We start from the raw sequence: 16,121 nt of genomic DNA, 5'->3' as shown, positions 1-16,121 counted from the left end.
TTGACGGGCGGCACTCGCCTGACTAAACAACCGGCACCACCACATCGCCCCGGATCGACAGGCAGGTCTCCACCCTGTCGCGCCCGGCGTCCTTGGCACGGTACAGAGCGCGATCGGCGCGCCTGAACATACTCTCCAGGCTTTCGTCGTCGACCAGAAACTCGGTGACACCGAAGCTCGCCGTCATATTAATCGATCGGGACAGACTGGGTACATGTATGTCCCTCAAACGCCGGCGAATCCGCTCGGCGTACTCTATACCGTCGTTCATGCTGCAGCCCAAGAGTAAAATCAGAAATTCCTCACCCCCCATGCGCCCGACAATATCGGCATCGCGAGCACTGTCTTTGAGGACGCCGGCAAAGGCCTTAATCACATCGTCACCGATACTGTGACCGTGATGGTCATTAATGCGCTTGAAATAGTCGATATCACAGATCACTGCGGAGATCGGCAAAGCATGCCGCTTAGCAATGGCGATGTTGTTGGTGGCAGCGTCTTCAAAGCCGCGCCGATTGAGACAGCCGGTCATCGGATCGGTAGAGGCCTGGTAGGTCAACCTGCCGATCAAATCCAGCAAAATGGCGCCGAGACAGGCCAGCCCTTCGACCACCATGGCGCTCGGCATAAACAAGAATACCAGTACCTCATCCCTGACCAGAGCCTCGGCATCGAGCCCGCCGGTGGTATTTTTAGCAATCAAATAAATCCTGAAAACTAAAACTGCGGCAATCGACAGGGAACCCATCGCCAACATGATATTGCCGACGCGATCGGCAGTCGAGCGCAGACACAGGTAGACGGCTATCAGATGAAAGACCAGATTGAATACCGTCAAGTTGAGTACGCGCACTAGCTCACTGTTTGCGACCAGGGTATACCACAACTGCACAAAGATGCATAAACCACAGGCGACCATCATCAGCCGCCAGGGCACCGCCGTGCCACCGCGCACAAAGACCCCCGCCAGAATAAACATCGGGGCGGCGAGGAAGCCCGTGGAGACCAACACCGTCGAGAACGCCGAGTAAGGGTGTGGCACCAAAATCACCATTGCCCAAGCGACGCCGGTGATGCAAAAACCGACCGACCAGTAGAGGGCAATCTCCGATTCGCGCTGATTGCGCTGCCAAGTAATCAGTAATACGAGACCGATGACCAAGGTCACCGTGGAGGTTATAAACATCAACAACTTTAAATCCATACACCTCCACAGCAGCGACCGCTCCTCACCTATCGGTTTCAGTATAGTCATAGCGGGGCTTGCCCGCGACCCAGGTCTGGAGGACTTTTGTGGGCCAGAGATCGGCGGCGGCAATGGCAAAAATATCCCGGTCCAGCACAACAAAATCTGCCCACTTACCGGGCGTCAGCCCGCCCAAAACGGTCTCCTGATGGGCCGCATAGGCGGCGTCGCGGGTAAAGGCCCGCAGTGCCTGCCCGATACTCATAGACTGCTCGGCCAGCCAGCCGCCGGGGGGTTGACCCTTTCTGTCCTGTCGGGTCACCGCTGCGTGGATGCCGAACAAGGGATTGGCCAGCTCCACCGGAAAATCCGATCCCGCCGCAATCGGCGACCCCTGGCGCAAAAACGTCTGCCAGGCATAAGCCCCTTTAAGCCGCTCGGCACCGAGACGATCGGCCGCCATATTCTTGTCGCTGGTGGCATGGGTCGGCTGCATCGAAGGGATGATGTCCAGCGCCTTGAAACGGGGAATATCATCCAACGCCACCACCTGCGCATGTTCGACGCGATGGCGCAGATCGCGCCCGCCGTGCTTGTCAAAGGCGTAGGCAAACTCATCCAGTGCCAGGCGCACACCGGCGTCGCCGATACCGTGGATATTGATCTGGAACCGAGCCGCCAGCGCCGCTTTGTATAACTGCCTCAGCGTCGCCGGCGGCGTCAGCAGCAGGCCTTTGGTATCGGGTCGGTCGGCATAGGGTTGCAGCAGTGCCGCCCCGCGACTGCCGAGGGCACCATCGGCATAAATCTTGACACTGCGAATGGATAAAAAGTTATCTTTGTCGGCGATATAACCGTTGGACAACATGCGCTGCAGATGTTTATCCCGGGCACTGAGCATGGCGTAGATGCGCAGTTGCAACTGTTTTGTTTGCGCCTGTTGCCGGTAGAGCTGGTAGGTATCGTGGTCGATGCCCGCATCGTGCACACTGGTAATACCGAGACGCAGCAGATGACCGGAAGCCTCGCGCAGCGCCCGCTCCATTTCACTGCGCGTATAAGGCGGTATCTTTGCTTCCAGCAACGCCATGGCATTATCGATCAACACACCCGTGGGATTACCCTGCGCATCGCGGAGAATCTCACCGCCCGCCGGTGCTTGGGTTTGCCTGTCGATACCGGCAATGGCCAGGGCTTTGGTGTTGGCCCAACCGGCGTGGCCGTCAATACGGCGCAACCAGACCGGCCGATCATCGAGGTGGCGATCGAGTGCCGCCGCCGTGGGAAACTGTTTACCCGGCCACAAAACCTGGTTCCAGCCCCGCCCCCTGATCCAACCCGAGCCGGGGTTGCGCTCGGCAAACGCCTTTACCTGTAGCGCCACCGTGTCGGCATCTTGCGCATCGCGCACATCGAGGCTCAACAGCGTATAGCCCAACCCCATAATATGCCCGTGGGCATCGATCAGTCCGGGCAGCAGGGTTTTACCATCCAGATCGAGCGCCTTCACCCGAGCATACTGTCGGGCCAGCTCTGCCTTACCCAACGCCGCCACCTTGCCATCGGTAACCAACAGGGTGCTGAAACGCCGCAACTCGCCCCGGTCGTCGAAGGTGTAACCCCTGGCATTGGTGATCAGCAGGGATTCGGCAAGCCCGGTCGGTGGAAAGGTGGTTAAACAAACCGTCACACAAAAAGTTACGATGCGGGATAAACTGATACCCAGTATTTTATCCAGTGATTTATTCTGCATGGTTAAAGACCCCCGGTTAAGTATTTCAGCAAAGACCATTGTCGAGTCCAACTACTCGCCACCGCAGCCGGCTACAGCGGCACTCGGACAGCATCGTTTTGAATGGCGATCTAATTTGACTAGCGCTTCGACCAGAAAACATTTTCACTTCGGTGGCACTGAGGTCTCGATCAGGGGGGGCGCCTAAGGACACCACCACAACCCGTTTTACGCGAAAATTCTTATTTGTCGAAGCACTAACCTGATAGAAAACGGGCGCCAAGCGCCCGTTGAGAACTATATGTGAAGCAGGCCTGCACAATCCAGTGGGTTGTGCTCCATCTTAAAGATCGTAGCGCAAGCGCAGGTAATAGAAACCACCGTTGAAACCGCTCGGCGAGAACTGGCTGTAGCGACGCCCGGCCTGATCTGCTCCGTCCGGGTTTTCATCGGGAAACTCATCGAGAAGATTCTGCGCGCCAAACGTAACCGTGTATTTCTCGTTGAATGTATAGGCAACTTCCGCATCCACCAGGACTTCAGAACCATAGGACTTGTCGTCCTCGGAATCGTAAAATTCATCGTAGAAGCTGACCCGGCCCAGAAACCGCCAATTGCCCATCAGGTGGTTGGCGCTGATATTCCAGCGGGTTTCCGGCAATCCTTCCTGCAGCTCGCGAATGCGAACATCGTCGAGCAGACCCGGCGTGAAACTGTCGATTTCCGTTTCGGTCTGGTTGTAGGCGAGATTGAAATCCGTAGAACTGTTGGCCCACTCCACGCCCCAGGTGGCGACGATATCAAAACCCTCGGTAGTGGTGTCGAAATCGTTGGTAAAAAAGCGGAAATTCTGCAGATTGGCCGCGCTGGTAACACCGGAGGCAACCAGATCATCGACCTCGGCCTCGGTGAGAGAAAAGTTCTGGGAAACGGTAATACGATCTTCCAGTTCGATATTGAAGTAATCGATGGTGATCGTCACATCCTCAAAGTCGAGCACCGCGCCCAGGGTAAAATTGGTGGACTCCTCCGCATCGAGCGGCTGGCCGCCGCGCAATACCGCGACCGGGTTAATCGAGGGAATGGTGCCGTTGTTGACCAGATCACCGGTTTCGGCATCGAACTCCGTCGAGACATTAAACGCATTGGACTGGCCCGGCGTCGGTGCCCGAAAGCCGGTGCTGTAGGTGCCGCGCAGGGAAAAATTGTCGGTTATCCGCACATTGCTGGAGACCTTGCCGTTGGTGGTGGTGCCGAAATCCTCAAAGTCTTCCCAGCGGAAGGCGGCACCGAACACCCAGATGTCGGTAATATCGGTTTCCACATCCACATAGGCGGCGAAGTTGGCCCGATCCCACTCCCCGGCGGCCAGCGGACTGAAACCCGGAAAACCGTTGGAGGCGGCGCTGAAACCCTGGTCGGCCAGCGGCCCGATTTCAAACGACGCCTGGTCGCCGACAGTGATTTCAAACTGCTCTTCGCGGTACTCGAAGCCACCGGCAATATTGAGGTCCGATGCCAGAAAATCCACCGCCAAGGGATAGGACAGGTCGATATTGAAGTTCTTTTCCAATTGCGAGTAGACACCGGGATCGAACTTGGTGGGCGTCTGCGGCCCCAGCGAGGCGTTGACCGTATTGCGGATAAAGAAGTCCACCTCATTGCGCCCGAGCGAGCCGCTGACATCCCAGCGCAGGCCGGCGTCGGTTTCACCCCGCACGCCCACGGTCGCGGCGATATCGTTCACCTGCCCGCCAAAGCGCGGGGTAAAGCCGCCGGGAAACAACTCGTTGAACACAAAACAGTTGGGGTCGGCGATGGTGTCCGCCAGTCCCGCCGCGTCTCTGATATCCAGCCCCCCGCTGTTGTCGGGGCCGGTCTGCATACAACCGCCGGAATTGTCGCCGGTCAAATCGGCAACCAGGCGATCAAACCGGCGCGTGCCCGGCAGTTGGCCCAACAGGACACCGTTGCCGTCCAGCATATCAGCTACCGGAATTACCGCGCCCGAGGCGTCGATATGCAAAGGCACCGGGTTGCCCCTTGCATCGAGGATCGTTTCATTAGCACCATCCACATTATTCAAACCGCGTCCGAAGACCCCGCCGCGGGTGTCGGGGTTGCGAAAGAAAAAACCGCCCTCCACTTCCTTTTCAGCGTAGTTGCCAAAGGCATAGAATTCCTTGTTGGCATCCAGCTCCAGGCCGATGTTGGCAAACAACTTAACGTCGTCGTCGATCTGCGGTTGCCCCCACACCTGCGCGGGGTTGCCGACGGCGGTGTTGCCGCCGGCAATCAGCGCGGCGGCATCGTTGCGCTGGATACTGCGATCGGTAGGATCGGTACTGCCGATTTCAAAACTCAGGTTCGCAAAGCCGTTGCTGGTAAACGGCAGGCCCACATTACCCGCGACGGTCACCTGGTCGCCGTCGCCCTCGAAGAATTCACCGTAGCGCACCTCGAGCGCACCGCCCTCGGAGTCCTCCTTCAATTTAAAGTTCATCACACCGGCAATGGCATCGGAGCCGTACTGCGCCGAGGCGCCGTCTCTCAACACCTCGACCTGTTGCAGTGCAATGGCCGGAATCACGGAAATATCCGGACCCTGGGCACCGTCCGCCACGCCGTTGCCGAGCCAGTAGATAACCGCGGCCCGGTGGCGCCGCTTGCCGTTGACCAGCACCAGGGTGTGGTCCGGCGCCAGTCCCCTCAGGTTGGCCGGGCGCACGATGGTGGCGGCATCGCTGAGCGGCTGGGTATTCACATTGTAGGACGGCACGATATTGCGCAGCAGATTACTCAAATCGGTGTCGCCCTGGTTGACAAAGTCATCCCCGCTCACCACATCGACCGGTGCCATGGATTCTGTTGCCGTGCGCCCCGCGATACGGGTACCGGTGGTAATCACCTCTTCCATAATCGCCTCGTCCTGTGCCAGTACACCGGTCGAGTTGAGACTGCCGGCCAGCGCCAGCAGTGAGAGAGAGGTGAGAAAGGGTTTATTCCTCATGGTGTGGGTCTCCTGTCTGTAGAGCTTGTAGTACTTTTTATAGTCTTTGATTATCAGCACTGATTTACGATCACGGCTCTCAACCGATGTCACTTAACAGGTGCAAATAACGCCGCGGCTTACACTGCGCCGCTAAGGCTTACTAACGGACCGCAGGTGTAAACCCACTATATGAAGACAGGTTTTACTGATATTTTTGGCGGGTAAGGCGTCGGAGTATAGAAAGATTAATAGCGCGACAAACTCGCAGGCAGAAAAGATATGACAAGCGTACGTGGTACAGCGCAATTACAGTGGTAACTAGTGCTTCAACCAATAAAGATTTTCACCTAAAACGGGTTTTGGTGTTCTTAGCCGACCCGGTCTCGATTCGGGCACAGCCCTTCGGGACACGCCGTCAATACATCCATGTAGGCTCTGCGCCAGCATCCCTGCTGGCGAAGGTCCCGAAGGGCTGTGCCCGAATCGAGACCTCTGTGCCATCGAAGTGGAAAATATGTTCTGATCAAAGCACTAAAAGCACCGCTACGAACGACACAGTTCGGGGTCAAACCAAACTATTCCAAACTAGACCCCAAACTATGATTAAGTGTACCGAAGGTAGGTCTGGCCCTGGCTGAAGCCTCCAGAAACTCTCGACAGCAGGGATGCTGTCGGGAAGCTCCCAGGGACGGGTTTATCAGGGGGACGCCCAGTCCGTGTTTCTGGAGGCTTCAGCCAGGGCCAGATCGGATCAATTAGCACATATTTGCTTAACCAAGTGCCATTCTATTCTGCCCCCTGCCGGAGGGTGCCACACAACCGGCTGGTCGCACCTTCCCAAGGCACCATCAAACAATGAATATAAAACCTCTACAACACCTCACAACCGATAAGCAATCCGCCCGTAGTAAAACGCCCCATTGATCCCAAACGGCGATGACTCCCAGGGATAGACGAAACTGCCGCCACTGATAAAGCCCGGCACATTGCCCGGTTCCAGTTCATCGGGAAAAACATCCAGGGCATTATTCGCCCCCAGGGCCAGGGTAAGGCCATTGCCAAACCGGTAACTCAAATCCACGTCCAACAGCCATTCCGCTTTGGTATTGTGTTGCAGGTCTTCGCCGCCCGGGACATCCACACGCAGGTTGACCTCGGTAAAGTACGACGTGCGCACCCGCCCGTAGCGGTTAAAGCGCAGACTGGAGCGCCAGCGGCCTTTGCGCCAATCCACTCCCACGGTGGCGCGCTGGCGCGGCTGGCCGGTTTCGATCAGATCGATCTGCGCCTGGGAAAAAAACGCATCGGGATCAATGGTCGCCGGCACCTGGATACCATCCAGTTCGGTTTTGTTATAGTGCAGCGCGGTGTGTATATCCAGCACCCCCAGGCCGCCGAGATCGCGCAGGTGATGAGCGACAAAATCGATGCCCTCGGTAGTCGAATCCACGGCGTTGGCAAAAAACTGCACCGCGCCGATATTCTGGTTGAGCGAGGCCAGCACCTCACCCAGGTAACAATCGGCCGGCTGCGCACAGGCATCGGTCTGCGCGGCAATGACATCGGTCATTACCACACCGTCGCGAATCCCTATGCGGTAGGCATCCAGCGTTACGGTGACAGCATCGCTCGGCACCCATACCAAACCCAGACTGGCGTGGGTCGAGCGCTCCTCCTCCAGCGCGGGAACGCCCAGGGCCTCCAACGCGGGACTGCCTTCAGCCGCATGCAGGGTATCGGTGAGCACGTCCGGGCCGATATTGGTCAAGGTATGAGTGAACGCCCGCTGGTTCAAACCAGGGGCGCGAAAACCGGTGGAAATGGCGCCGCGCACGGCGAGCTCCGGCAACCACTGGTGGCGAAAGGACAGCTTGCCGGTGACGTTGGCGCCGACATCGCCGTAGCGCTCAAAGCGGCCGGCCACCCCCATCAGCAGGTTGCTGCTGAGGTTGCTTTCCATATCGATATAGAGCGCGAAGTTGTCTCGCGTTCGGTTGACGCCGGCGCGAAACCCCGGAAACGCCTGCATACCTGCCTGTGCGCGATCGCGGGCGCTGCCGTCGGCACAAGGCGCCGGGCCGGGTTCTGTCGGGCAGGGGTCGAGGGGGCTCGGGATAAATATCGAGAAATCGTCGCCGGGTCCGTAGGCGTAGGAGGCAAAATCACCGGTGTGAACCCGGTAGCGCTCTTTGCGATACTCGAAACCGGTGGCCACAAACACGGTGTTGGGCCACTCAAAGTCGAGGCGCCCGTTCAGATCGAGATTGAGGCTCAACTGTTTGAACTGCAGCCGGCCGTTATCGGCGGTAAGCGGGCTGCCGGTGCCGAGTGACACATTAACGGAGCGGCGGGTGCCCTGGGTAAAATTATTTTCCCCGTAGGTCAAGCTGCTGTCGAAGTCCCACAACGACGATACCTCGCCGCGCAGACCGAGCGTCAGGTAGTCGTCGTCCACCTCGGTAGTTTGCAGGGGCAGAAAACCCTGCGGATAGAGTTCGGGCACGTAACGGGCGCTTACGGGTGGCGCGTCCGGTCGGGCGCCGGCACCGCGATAAAAACCCGCCGACAATGCATCGCGCCGGGAGACACCGCCAAACAGATAGGCTTCGTTGGTGTCATCCAGCAACAGGCTGCCGTTGATAAACACCGAGTGATAATCCGACTCGGCGTCGCCGATCCTCATACTCACCCGAGGTGGATCAAAACGGGAATCGACACCGGCCCGATTGGTCTCACCCCGATCGTGGCGCTCGACGGAGACACTGATACCGCCACCCTCGCCGAGCGCGACCCCGCTGCTCAGGCTCACCTGGCGATTGCCGCCGTCGCCGGCGCGGGTGCGCCCGTACCTGGCCACCAGGTCGGTGCCGCGGGCATCCGCCTTGAGGACAATATTGATAACACCGGCAATGGCATCGGAACCGTACTGGGCGGCGGCGCCGTCGCGCAGTATTTCGATGCGCTCGATCGCGCTGGCGGGAATGGCGTTGATGTCGGTACCGGAGGAGCCGCGCCCCACCACCTGCTGAATATTGATCTGCGCCTGCCGGTGGCGGCGCTTGCCATTGATCAGCACCAGTAGTTGATCCGGATTCAACCCGCGCAGGGTTGCGGGACGCACGATATCGGTGCCATCGCTGACAGTGGTGCGGGAAAAATTAAACGCCGGCGCCAGGGATTGCAACTGCACGCCCAGCTCCGGGCCGGCGCGCAGCAGGCGCTCGTTGCGCAGGATATCCACGGGCACCACGGTTTCGGTGGCGGTGCGCCCCTTGACGCGGGTGCCGACGGAGACCACCTCCTCCATCACCAGTCGCTCTTCCAGCGTATCGACGCTGGTGACCGGGGTTATCCCGGTCTCAACCCCATTGCCCTCGGCCAGTGCCGGCGCCGGTAGCGGCAGGTCCGGGTCGATCACGATAATCCCGGTGTCCACCTCCCGATACCCGAGCCCGCTGTTTTGCAACAGCAGTATCAACCCGGTGTCGACATCAAAACTGCCGGCCAGCGCCTGGCTTTGTTTATTCTGCACATCTTTTTGCGCGTACAGTAACGACTGCAGGCCCGCCTGCTCGGCAAAAATGGCGAGCGCCTGGGGCAGGGGTTGCGCGGCAATGTCAAAGCGGATATCGGTTTCGACACCTCGCGCAGAATTGAGGTATAAACATAAAAGAGTGATGCAGAGCGTGAGCCGCCAGCTCGATAGGTGCCGCAGTGTTGGTTTTGTCGACACCCAGCCCGGCATTAGTCACCATTTTTTTTATAAAGTAGCGTAAGCCCGGGCGTCAGCCCCACCGCTTGCATGGCAAAACTGGCTTCCAGCGCTTTGATGATGCCGTCGGCATCGCCGGCGGTAAACACACCACCCACGCGTATTTGCTTCAGATCCGCATCCACCACCATCAGTTGGTTGTTGCTGTAGCGGTTCACCTCTGCCAGGAATTCCTCCAGCGTGGTATCGTCGAAATGCAGTTTGCCATCGCGCCAGGCCAGGCTTTGCGCAATCGCCTGGGCATCGCGCACGGCCGGCACCCCGAGGTCGTCGCCATAGCGCAGAAACTGATTGGCCGTCAAGCGCTGCGCCACAGCGGCATTTTGCTCCGCAGGGCTCACCGCGACAATGCCTTCGGTGACAGTGACGGCCACCGTATCGTCGAGGCGGCGCACATTAAACGCAGTGCCGATCGCCTCCACTGTGCCGCCTGCCGCATGGACCACAAACGGTCGCGACGGGTCCTTGGCGACGCTGAAAAACCCTTCCCCCCGGCGCAGGATCACCCGCCGTTCGGTCGCCGAAAAAACCACGTCTACCGACGTTTGGGTGTTGAGGGTGATAGTGGAACCGTCGTCCAACTGGTGCGACAGCATATCACCGCGCCCGGTCTCATAACGCCCTTCGGGCGGGGGCGCAAACTGCCATAACCCCAACGATAACAAACCCAGTGTCAGCGAGGCGGCCAACGCGTTGCCCGGTCGCAAACACCCCCGCGCCTGGTGCACCCACCGAAAGGCTGGCGCAGCAGCCGGATCGGCCGCTTTCACCAGCGCCATAAAACGCCCCGATGGCGCCCGCTGGGGCAGCTGCGCACGCCAGTCATCCAGCGTATGCCAGAGCCGGCGTGCCTCGCGCAGTGCGGCACGATTTTCAGGGCTGAACCGCAACCACTCGCGCAGCCGCTCTCTGTCTTTGTGACTGAGTTCTCCGCCGTCCATCTTGATCACCCACTGTCGTGCCTGTTCGGCAGGGCTCGGGTTACTCTCTACGATCTCCATCATCCCACAATCTCTCGTGCCGGCACCGGCAGCGGTGCTGGCATCATCATCTGCACTATTGTTTCTCATCGAGGTAAGCCTTACACCGCGCCAAACCCAGCGCCAGATGCTTCTCTACAGTACTAACGGATATGGCGAGCTGATCCGCAATCTCTTTGTGGGATAATTGATAAAATTTTCGCAGAATAAAGACGCGCCGGCACTGTGGCGGCAGGCTGGCCACCGCATCGCAGAGCACACCGAAATGCTCCTCGGCTGCGGCCAGGCGCTCCACCGAAGATAGCGGGTCCATAAGTTCGTCTATTTCTTGCGCGGGGTCGACCTCGCTCACCTTCTGATGCCGTTTGCGATCGATCATCAGGTTGCGGGCGATAGTGAACAAAAAGTTCTTCGGCTTATCGATGTCCGCCGCCGCCTGGTGCTTTTGGAAACGCACAAAAGTCTCTTGCAACAGGTCCTCCGCGTCTTCTCGGGAACGCAGATTGACTTGCAGATAGCGCCTGATCATACCGTTGTAATCCCGGTAGATACGGGCAATTGCCGAGGTCTGGCCCATACTTTTCATTATTATGAGTAGCTTCTTTTATAAACAGTTCTTTTGGATAAATATCCGGGGTCCGGCACACCCTGACACCTAAACCCACGGACACCGTGACTGCCATCTAATCCCGGGGACCACCACGGAATATAGCGAATTAGCTTGACCGGGTCGACCGTTATTTAACCAGGCTGGCGCCGGCACCCGACCCGTGGCCGGCGACCTGCACAGCCATCAGGTGTCGGTCGATTCGGCCCGCCAGGCACCGCAGCGCGCAAAGTAGTCCCTGCTGGCCGCCATCACCCGGGGTGCCAGCAGCAACGACGCCGTCATGGTCGGGATCGCCATCAAGGCATACATACCGGAAAGCAAGTTTGATGCCGCACCGACCGACGCACCGGAACCCACCACCACCATCAACACGTGAAAGTATTTGTAGTAGTGCTGGTACTCGGCCCCGATCAGGAACCCCAGGCATTTGGCCCCGTAATACCAGTAGGTAAACATGGTAGTCAGGCCCAGGCTGAGAATCAGCAGGCCCAGTAAAAAGACGCCGGGCAAACCCATCTCCTGGCGATAGGCGTTTATCGTCAGGGTGACACCCTGCAGGCCTGCCGCCTCCTGCCACACACCGGTGATCAGAATCACCAAAGCGGTGCAGGTGCAGATCAGCAGGGTATCCACCACCGGCCCCAGCATGGCTACCAACCCTTCCCGCACCGGCTCGTCAGTCTTGGCCGCGCCGTGGGCCATAACCTCGGTGCCGATACCTGCTTCATTGGAAAAGGCTCCGCGGCTGATACCGATCACCATTACCCCGAGCAGACCGCCGCCGACAGCGCTGCCGCTAAAAGCCTCGGTGACGATGTTGCCGAGCATGGCGGGCACTTCACCGGCGTGGCGCGCCAATACCCACACAGTCATCAACAGGTAGAGCACGGCAATACCCGGCACCACCCGCACCGCCACCTTGGCAAGGCGCGGTAAACCGCCGAAGATAACCCCCGCCACCACCGCCGCCAGGGCGATACCGGCGACCAGGTTGAACTGCCAGGCAGCCAGGCTGGCAGCATCATCGAAAAACTCCTGGCGCAGGGCTTCCACCAACTGATTGGCCTGAAACACCGGTAGCACCCCAAACAACCCGGCCACCGCAAATAAAACCGCCAGCGGATAGAAACGTTTGCCCAGCCCCTCGCGCACGATGTACATGGGCCCGCCCTGCAGTCTGCCAAGGCTGTCGCGGCCGCGATACATCACCCCGAGCGTGCAGGTGAAAAACTTGGTGGCCACCCCCAACAGCGCCGTCATCCACATCCAGAACACAGCCCCGGGACCACCGGCGGTAATGGCCAGGGCCACGCCGGCGATATTGCCCAGGCCAATGGTACCCGCCAACGCCGCCGACAGCGCCTGGGCATGGGTCAATTCACCGGCGGCATTGGGATCGTCGAACTTGCCGCGCACAATGGCGAGCGCGTGGCCGAAGTGGCGGTAGGGCGTAAAGCGCGAATACAGCGCAAAAAACAGCCCACCACCAAGCAGCAGAAGCAACAGCGGCGGCCCCCAAACAAAGTTATTAAAATCCTGGAGAAACTGATCGATGGTCGTCATGTCATATTGTTATTGTATTGAGGGCCGGCCGGCAGCGGCGCGCTGAATTGGAAGCAGGGCTGATAGAGAGGCCGGCATATTGCGATAAATAGTGCGATGCGCAGTGAGTGATATTACCGGCTAGACTACAACGATAGGGACCGCAGCACTAGCACTTACCTGCACGGCAATCCCGGTGCCGGCGCTGCGGGGCACAGCCAGCGGCGGGAAAAAATTGTAAGATTGCCGAGCAGCAGCCCGCGCCGCACCCGGCTGAGGGCGATATCTTTAGGGTAGTTAGGGCGGACTGGTTTACGCTTGACGCCAGTCTTCGATCAACAAAACAGTTAGGGGCAACGGCCTATGAAAGCGTCAGACCTGATGGTGCAGTGTCTGGAAGAAGAGGGAATAGAGTATATCTTTGGCGTACCCGGTGAGGAGAACGCCGACTTTATGATCTCACTGGAGCAGTCGGACAAAATCCGTTTCATACTCACGCGGCACGAGCAGGGCGCGGCGTTTATGGCTGAAATTTACGGCCGCCTGACGGGCAACCCGGCCGGTTGCCTGGGCACCCTGGGCCCGGGCGCCACCAATCTCATCACCGGTGTGGCCGATTCGAATATGGACCGCGCGCCCATGCTGGTGCTCACCGGCCAGGGGGCCTCGACCCGCCTGCACAAGGAATCCCACCAGGTGATGGACGTCACCGGCATGTTCGAGCCGGTGACGAAATGGGCAACCACTGTCTGGCACCCCGAGAATATCCCCGAGATCATGCGCAAAGCGGTACGCCTGGCCCGCACCGAAAAGCCCGGCGCCGTGCACATTGAACTGCCGGAGGATATCGCCAAGCTGGAGGTGGACAAACGGCCCCTGCCGGTGCAGAAATTTCGCCGGCCGGTACCGGACGACAAAATCATGGATCGCGCCTTTGCGCGTATTCGCCAGGCCCGACGCCCCATCATTATCGCCGGCAACGGCTGTATCCGCCGCCGCGCCAGCAAACAGTTGCGCCTGTTCTGCGAGAAGACCGGCATCGGAGTAGTCAGTACGTTTATGGCCAAAGGGTGCGTTGATATGGACGCCGACTACTGCCTCTACACCATCGGCCTCGGCTCCAAGGATATTCCCGCCTGTGCGGTGGATGCGGCGGATCTGGTGATCACCCTCGGCTATGACATGGTGGAGTACCACCCCCACCTGTGGAATGCGGGGCGGGAAAAAGATGTCCTGCATATCGACTTTCTGCCGGCGGAAATTGACGAAAACTATCACCCGGAAATCGAAGTGGTGGGCGACCTGGCACACGCCTTGTGGATGCTCAATGAGCGCGTCGAGCGCGACGGGCCGCTGAGTTTCGACTTCGAACCGCAACACGCTGTGCGCCGCGATATGACCCGGGAGCTGGAAGCCCACAAAGACGACACCACTACCGGCACGGTGCGCCCGCAAAAAGCGCTCTGGGACGCACGCCAGGTCATGGGCCCGCAGGACATATTACTGTCCGACGTCGGCGCCCACAAAATGTGGATCGCCCGCCACTACCAATGCCACGAACCCAATACCTGCCTGATTCCCAATGGTTTTTGCTCTATGGGCTTCGCCCTGCCGGGCGCCATCGCCGCCAGCCTGGTCTACCCGGACCGCAATATTCTGGGCATCTGCGGCGACGGCGGTTTTATGATGAACTCCCAGGAAATGGAAACCGCGCGACGGCTCAACTGCAAGCTCACCATCATGGTCTGGGAGGACGGCGGCTACGGCCTGATCGGCTGGAAGCAGACCAACGAGTTCGGCCGCCATACCGACCTGGCCTTCGGCAATCCGGATTGGGTGAAACTGGCCGCGGCGTTCGGCTGGCACGGCCATCTGGTCACCGAAGCGGCGAGTTTGCGGGAGGTGTTGAGCCAGTCATTCAATGAAGAGGGCCCCAGCCTGGTGGTGGTGCCCATCGACTACGAAGAAAACGTGAAGCTGACCAAGCGGATGGGGGAGCTGACCTGCCCCATCTGACCGGTGGATCGAGGGGGTCACTGCCGGGTCAGTGGAATCACCCCCTGTCGCTCAACCTTGAACGGTGGCAGCCAGGTGCCGAGATCGAGTTTGGCGCCCAGCACATAGTTGACTTCATTGCGGGGGCGGCGCATAAAAGTTTCGATCAATCCCAGGGCGGATACCAGGTTGGTGGAAGCGACCAGGGTCACCGGCACCTCGGTGTAGGGCTCGAGCGGCGCGATATCATTGGCCACGCCGCTGATGATATCGTGCCCCTCCAGACTCACACTGTAAGACATACCGACGACACTCAGGGTGACGGCGTTGGGGTTGGTCAGCGCCAGGTCAACCTCAAACTGCTGGGTCAGGCCACGGGCGGGCAGCAGGCGGATACCCGTCAATTCGACCTGGGGGGGCTCCACCACCTGCTGAAGGGTTGCACAGCCGCTCAGTCCCAGCAGCAGTATCCATAAAAAATAACATCGCATCATCGAATTGTCCGGTGTTTGCTGATAATGGTCGGCACTGGCATAGGTTTGCAAAACATAGGTTTACGAAAACATAGGTTTACGAAAACATAGGTTTGCCAAAGCGTCGATCAACCAAGTACCATGTTCACTACTTGCTAAGTTTACTAAGTACCATATTTACTAAGTACTATCTTCACTAAGTACTTTGTTGACTAAGTGCTACGTCGACAAAGTGCTATGTTTACTAAGCGCTATATTAACTGAGTACCATATTCACCAGGTACTATGTTTACCAGGTATTGTGTTTACTGCGCACCCTGTTTACCAAGATGTCGCTTGTAATGGGGTAACACAGCTTGCAATGGGGTACTACGATTAGCACGAGTCCCGGACAATGGCAATCTCTTATCGCTACGATACTGATAAAAATATGATGTGGTCGAGCGTTACCGGCACCCTCACCACCGAAGATATCATCGCTCATATAGACCGGCTTTTCGAGAATAACATCCGGTTGCAGGGTTTGATCGAGATGATCGACATGAACCGGGTTGGCGATGTCATCATTCGCCACTCCGACCTCTTTGCCATTCGCGAAAAGACGGCCCAACTGGCACAGAGCGGACACAAGATCTCTATCGTGTTTTGCAGCGTTCCCCGCGGCAAGGAAATCCTGCAGGTCATGGGGCCGATCTTCAACCAGATTACGGTGACTGTGCATATATGTGACACGCCGGAGGAAGCTTTGGCCTACGCCGATGCCCTGGTATACACCCGGTCGGATATCGACGGCAGCGAAAAAAAAGGCGCCTGATAAGACGCCTAATCCACTACGGAGT

Annotated in this window: 10 protein-coding genes; 2 read left to right on the top strand and 8 right to left on the bottom strand. The window is 58.6% G+C overall.

What is annotated here, in order from left to right; all coding sequences use genetic code 11:
• Positions 1-22: 22 nt before the first annotated feature.
• From FKG94_RS15650 to FKG94_RS15620, 7 genes are all read right to left on the bottom strand, one after another.
• Positions 23-1,255 carry a GGDEF domain-containing protein gene (locus tag FKG94_RS15650; protein WP_142905250.1) on the bottom strand — a complete coding sequence of 411 codons (1,233 nt, stop codon included), beginning with the start codon at positions 1,253-1,255 and terminating at the stop codon, positions 23-25.
• On the bottom strand, positions 1,230-2,939 hold the full coding sequence (locus FKG94_RS15645; RefSeq protein ID WP_142905249.1) for an amidohydrolase: 1,710 nt from the start codon (positions 2,937-2,939) through the stop codon (positions 1,230-1,232). Before FKG94_RS15645 ends, FKG94_RS15650 begins: the two co-directional genes overlap by 26 nt.
• A 322-nt stretch (positions 2,940-3,261) precedes the next feature.
• Positions 3,262-5,928 (bottom strand): TonB-dependent receptor plug domain-containing protein, encoded by a 2,667-nt coding sequence (locus tag FKG94_RS15640; protein ID WP_142905248.1) that lies wholly within the window; start codon positions 5,926-5,928, stop codon positions 3,262-3,264.
• Positions 5,929-6,790: 862 nt separating this feature from the next.
• On the bottom strand, positions 6,791-9,655 hold the full coding sequence (locus FKG94_RS15635; RefSeq protein ID WP_142905247.1) for a TonB-dependent receptor: 2,865 nt from the start codon (positions 9,653-9,655) through the stop codon (positions 6,791-6,793).
• On the bottom strand, positions 9,655-10,752 hold the full coding sequence (locus FKG94_RS15630) for a FecR family protein (RefSeq protein WP_142905246.1): 1,098 nt from the start codon (positions 10,750-10,752) through the stop codon (positions 9,655-9,657). The genes FKG94_RS15635 and FKG94_RS15630 overlap by 1 nt, the downstream gene beginning before the upstream one ends.
• Positions 10,739-11,248 carry an RNA polymerase sigma factor gene (locus tag FKG94_RS15625; RefSeq protein WP_142905245.1) on the bottom strand — a complete coding sequence of 170 codons (510 nt, stop codon included), beginning with the start codon at positions 11,246-11,248 and terminating at the stop codon, positions 10,739-10,741. Before FKG94_RS15625 ends, FKG94_RS15630 begins: the two co-directional genes overlap by 14 nt.
• Positions 11,249-11,455: 207 nt before the next feature.
• Positions 11,456-12,835: an alanine/glycine:cation symporter family protein gene (locus FKG94_RS15620; RefSeq protein WP_142905244.1), complete on the bottom strand. Its 1,380-nt coding sequence runs from the start codon at positions 12,833-12,835 to the stop codon at positions 11,456-11,458.
• A gap of 342 nt (positions 12,836-13,177) precedes the next feature.
• Between FKG94_RS15620 and FKG94_RS15615 the strand changes: the two genes are divergently transcribed.
• A complete protein-coding gene (locus FKG94_RS15615) occupies positions 13,178-14,830 on the top strand; it encodes an acetolactate synthase large subunit (protein ID WP_142905243.1) in 1,653 nt (550 codons plus the stop codon).
• Between the two features lie 17 nt (positions 14,831-14,847).
• On the opposite strand, the gene FKG94_RS15610 is transcribed toward FKG94_RS15615, so the two are convergent.
• Positions 14,848-15,303 carry an LEA/WHy family protein gene (locus FKG94_RS15610; RefSeq protein ID WP_142905242.1) on the bottom strand — a complete coding sequence of 152 codons (456 nt, stop codon included), beginning with the start codon at positions 15,301-15,303 and terminating at the stop codon, positions 14,848-14,850.
• 373 nt (positions 15,304-15,676) lie between these two features.
• On the opposite strand from FKG94_RS15610, the gene FKG94_RS15605 reads away from it, so the two are divergent.
• A complete protein-coding gene (locus tag FKG94_RS15605) occupies positions 15,677-16,096 on the top strand; it encodes a hypothetical protein (protein ID WP_142905241.1) in 420 nt (139 codons plus the stop codon).
• Positions 16,097-16,121 lie beyond the last annotated feature (25 nt).

Source organism: Exilibacterium tricleocarpae (genome assembly GCF_007004655.1).
In the GTDB taxonomy this organism is placed as follows: domain Bacteria; phylum Pseudomonadota; class Gammaproteobacteria; order Pseudomonadales; family Cellvibrionaceae; genus Exilibacterium; species Exilibacterium tricleocarpae.
This window is presented reverse-complemented; position numbering and strand designations above follow the sequence as displayed.

Excerpts from the sequence above, each read along its gene's own strand:
- FKG94_RS15650 (WP_142905250.1), bottom strand. The coding sequence starts at position 1,255 with ATGACTATACTGAAACCGATAGGTGAGGAGCGGTCGCTGCTGTGGAGG.
- FKG94_RS15645 (WP_142905249.1), bottom strand. The coding sequence starts at position 2,939 with ATGCAGAATAAATCACTGGATAAAATACTGGGTATCAGTTTATCCCGC.
- FKG94_RS15640 (WP_142905248.1), bottom strand. The coding sequence starts at position 5,928 with ATGAGGAATAAACCCTTTCTCACCTCTCTCTCACTGCTGGCGCTGGCC.
- FKG94_RS15635 (WP_142905247.1), bottom strand. The coding sequence starts at position 9,655 with ATGCCGGGCTGGGTGTCGACAAAACCAACACTGCGGCACCTATCGAGC.
- FKG94_RS15630 (WP_142905246.1), bottom strand. The coding sequence starts at position 10,752 with ATGAGAAACAATAGTGCAGATGATGATGCCAGCACCGCTGCCGGTGCC.
- FKG94_RS15625 (WP_142905245.1), bottom strand. The coding sequence starts at position 11,248 with ATGAAAAGTATGGGCCAGACCTCGGCAATTGCCCGTATCTACCGGGAT.
- FKG94_RS15620 (WP_142905244.1), bottom strand. The coding sequence starts at position 12,835 with ATGACGACCATCGATCAGTTTCTCCAGGATTTTAATAACTTTGTTTGG.
- FKG94_RS15615 (WP_142905243.1), top strand. The coding sequence starts at position 13,178 with ATGAAAGCGTCAGACCTGATGGTGCAGTGTCTGGAAGAAGAGGGAATA.
- FKG94_RS15610 (WP_142905242.1), bottom strand. The coding sequence starts at position 15,303 with ATGATGCGATGTTATTTTTTATGGATACTGCTGCTGGGACTGAGCGGC.
- FKG94_RS15605 (WP_142905241.1), top strand. The coding sequence starts at position 15,677 with ATGGCAATCTCTTATCGCTACGATACTGATAAAAATATGATGTGGTCG.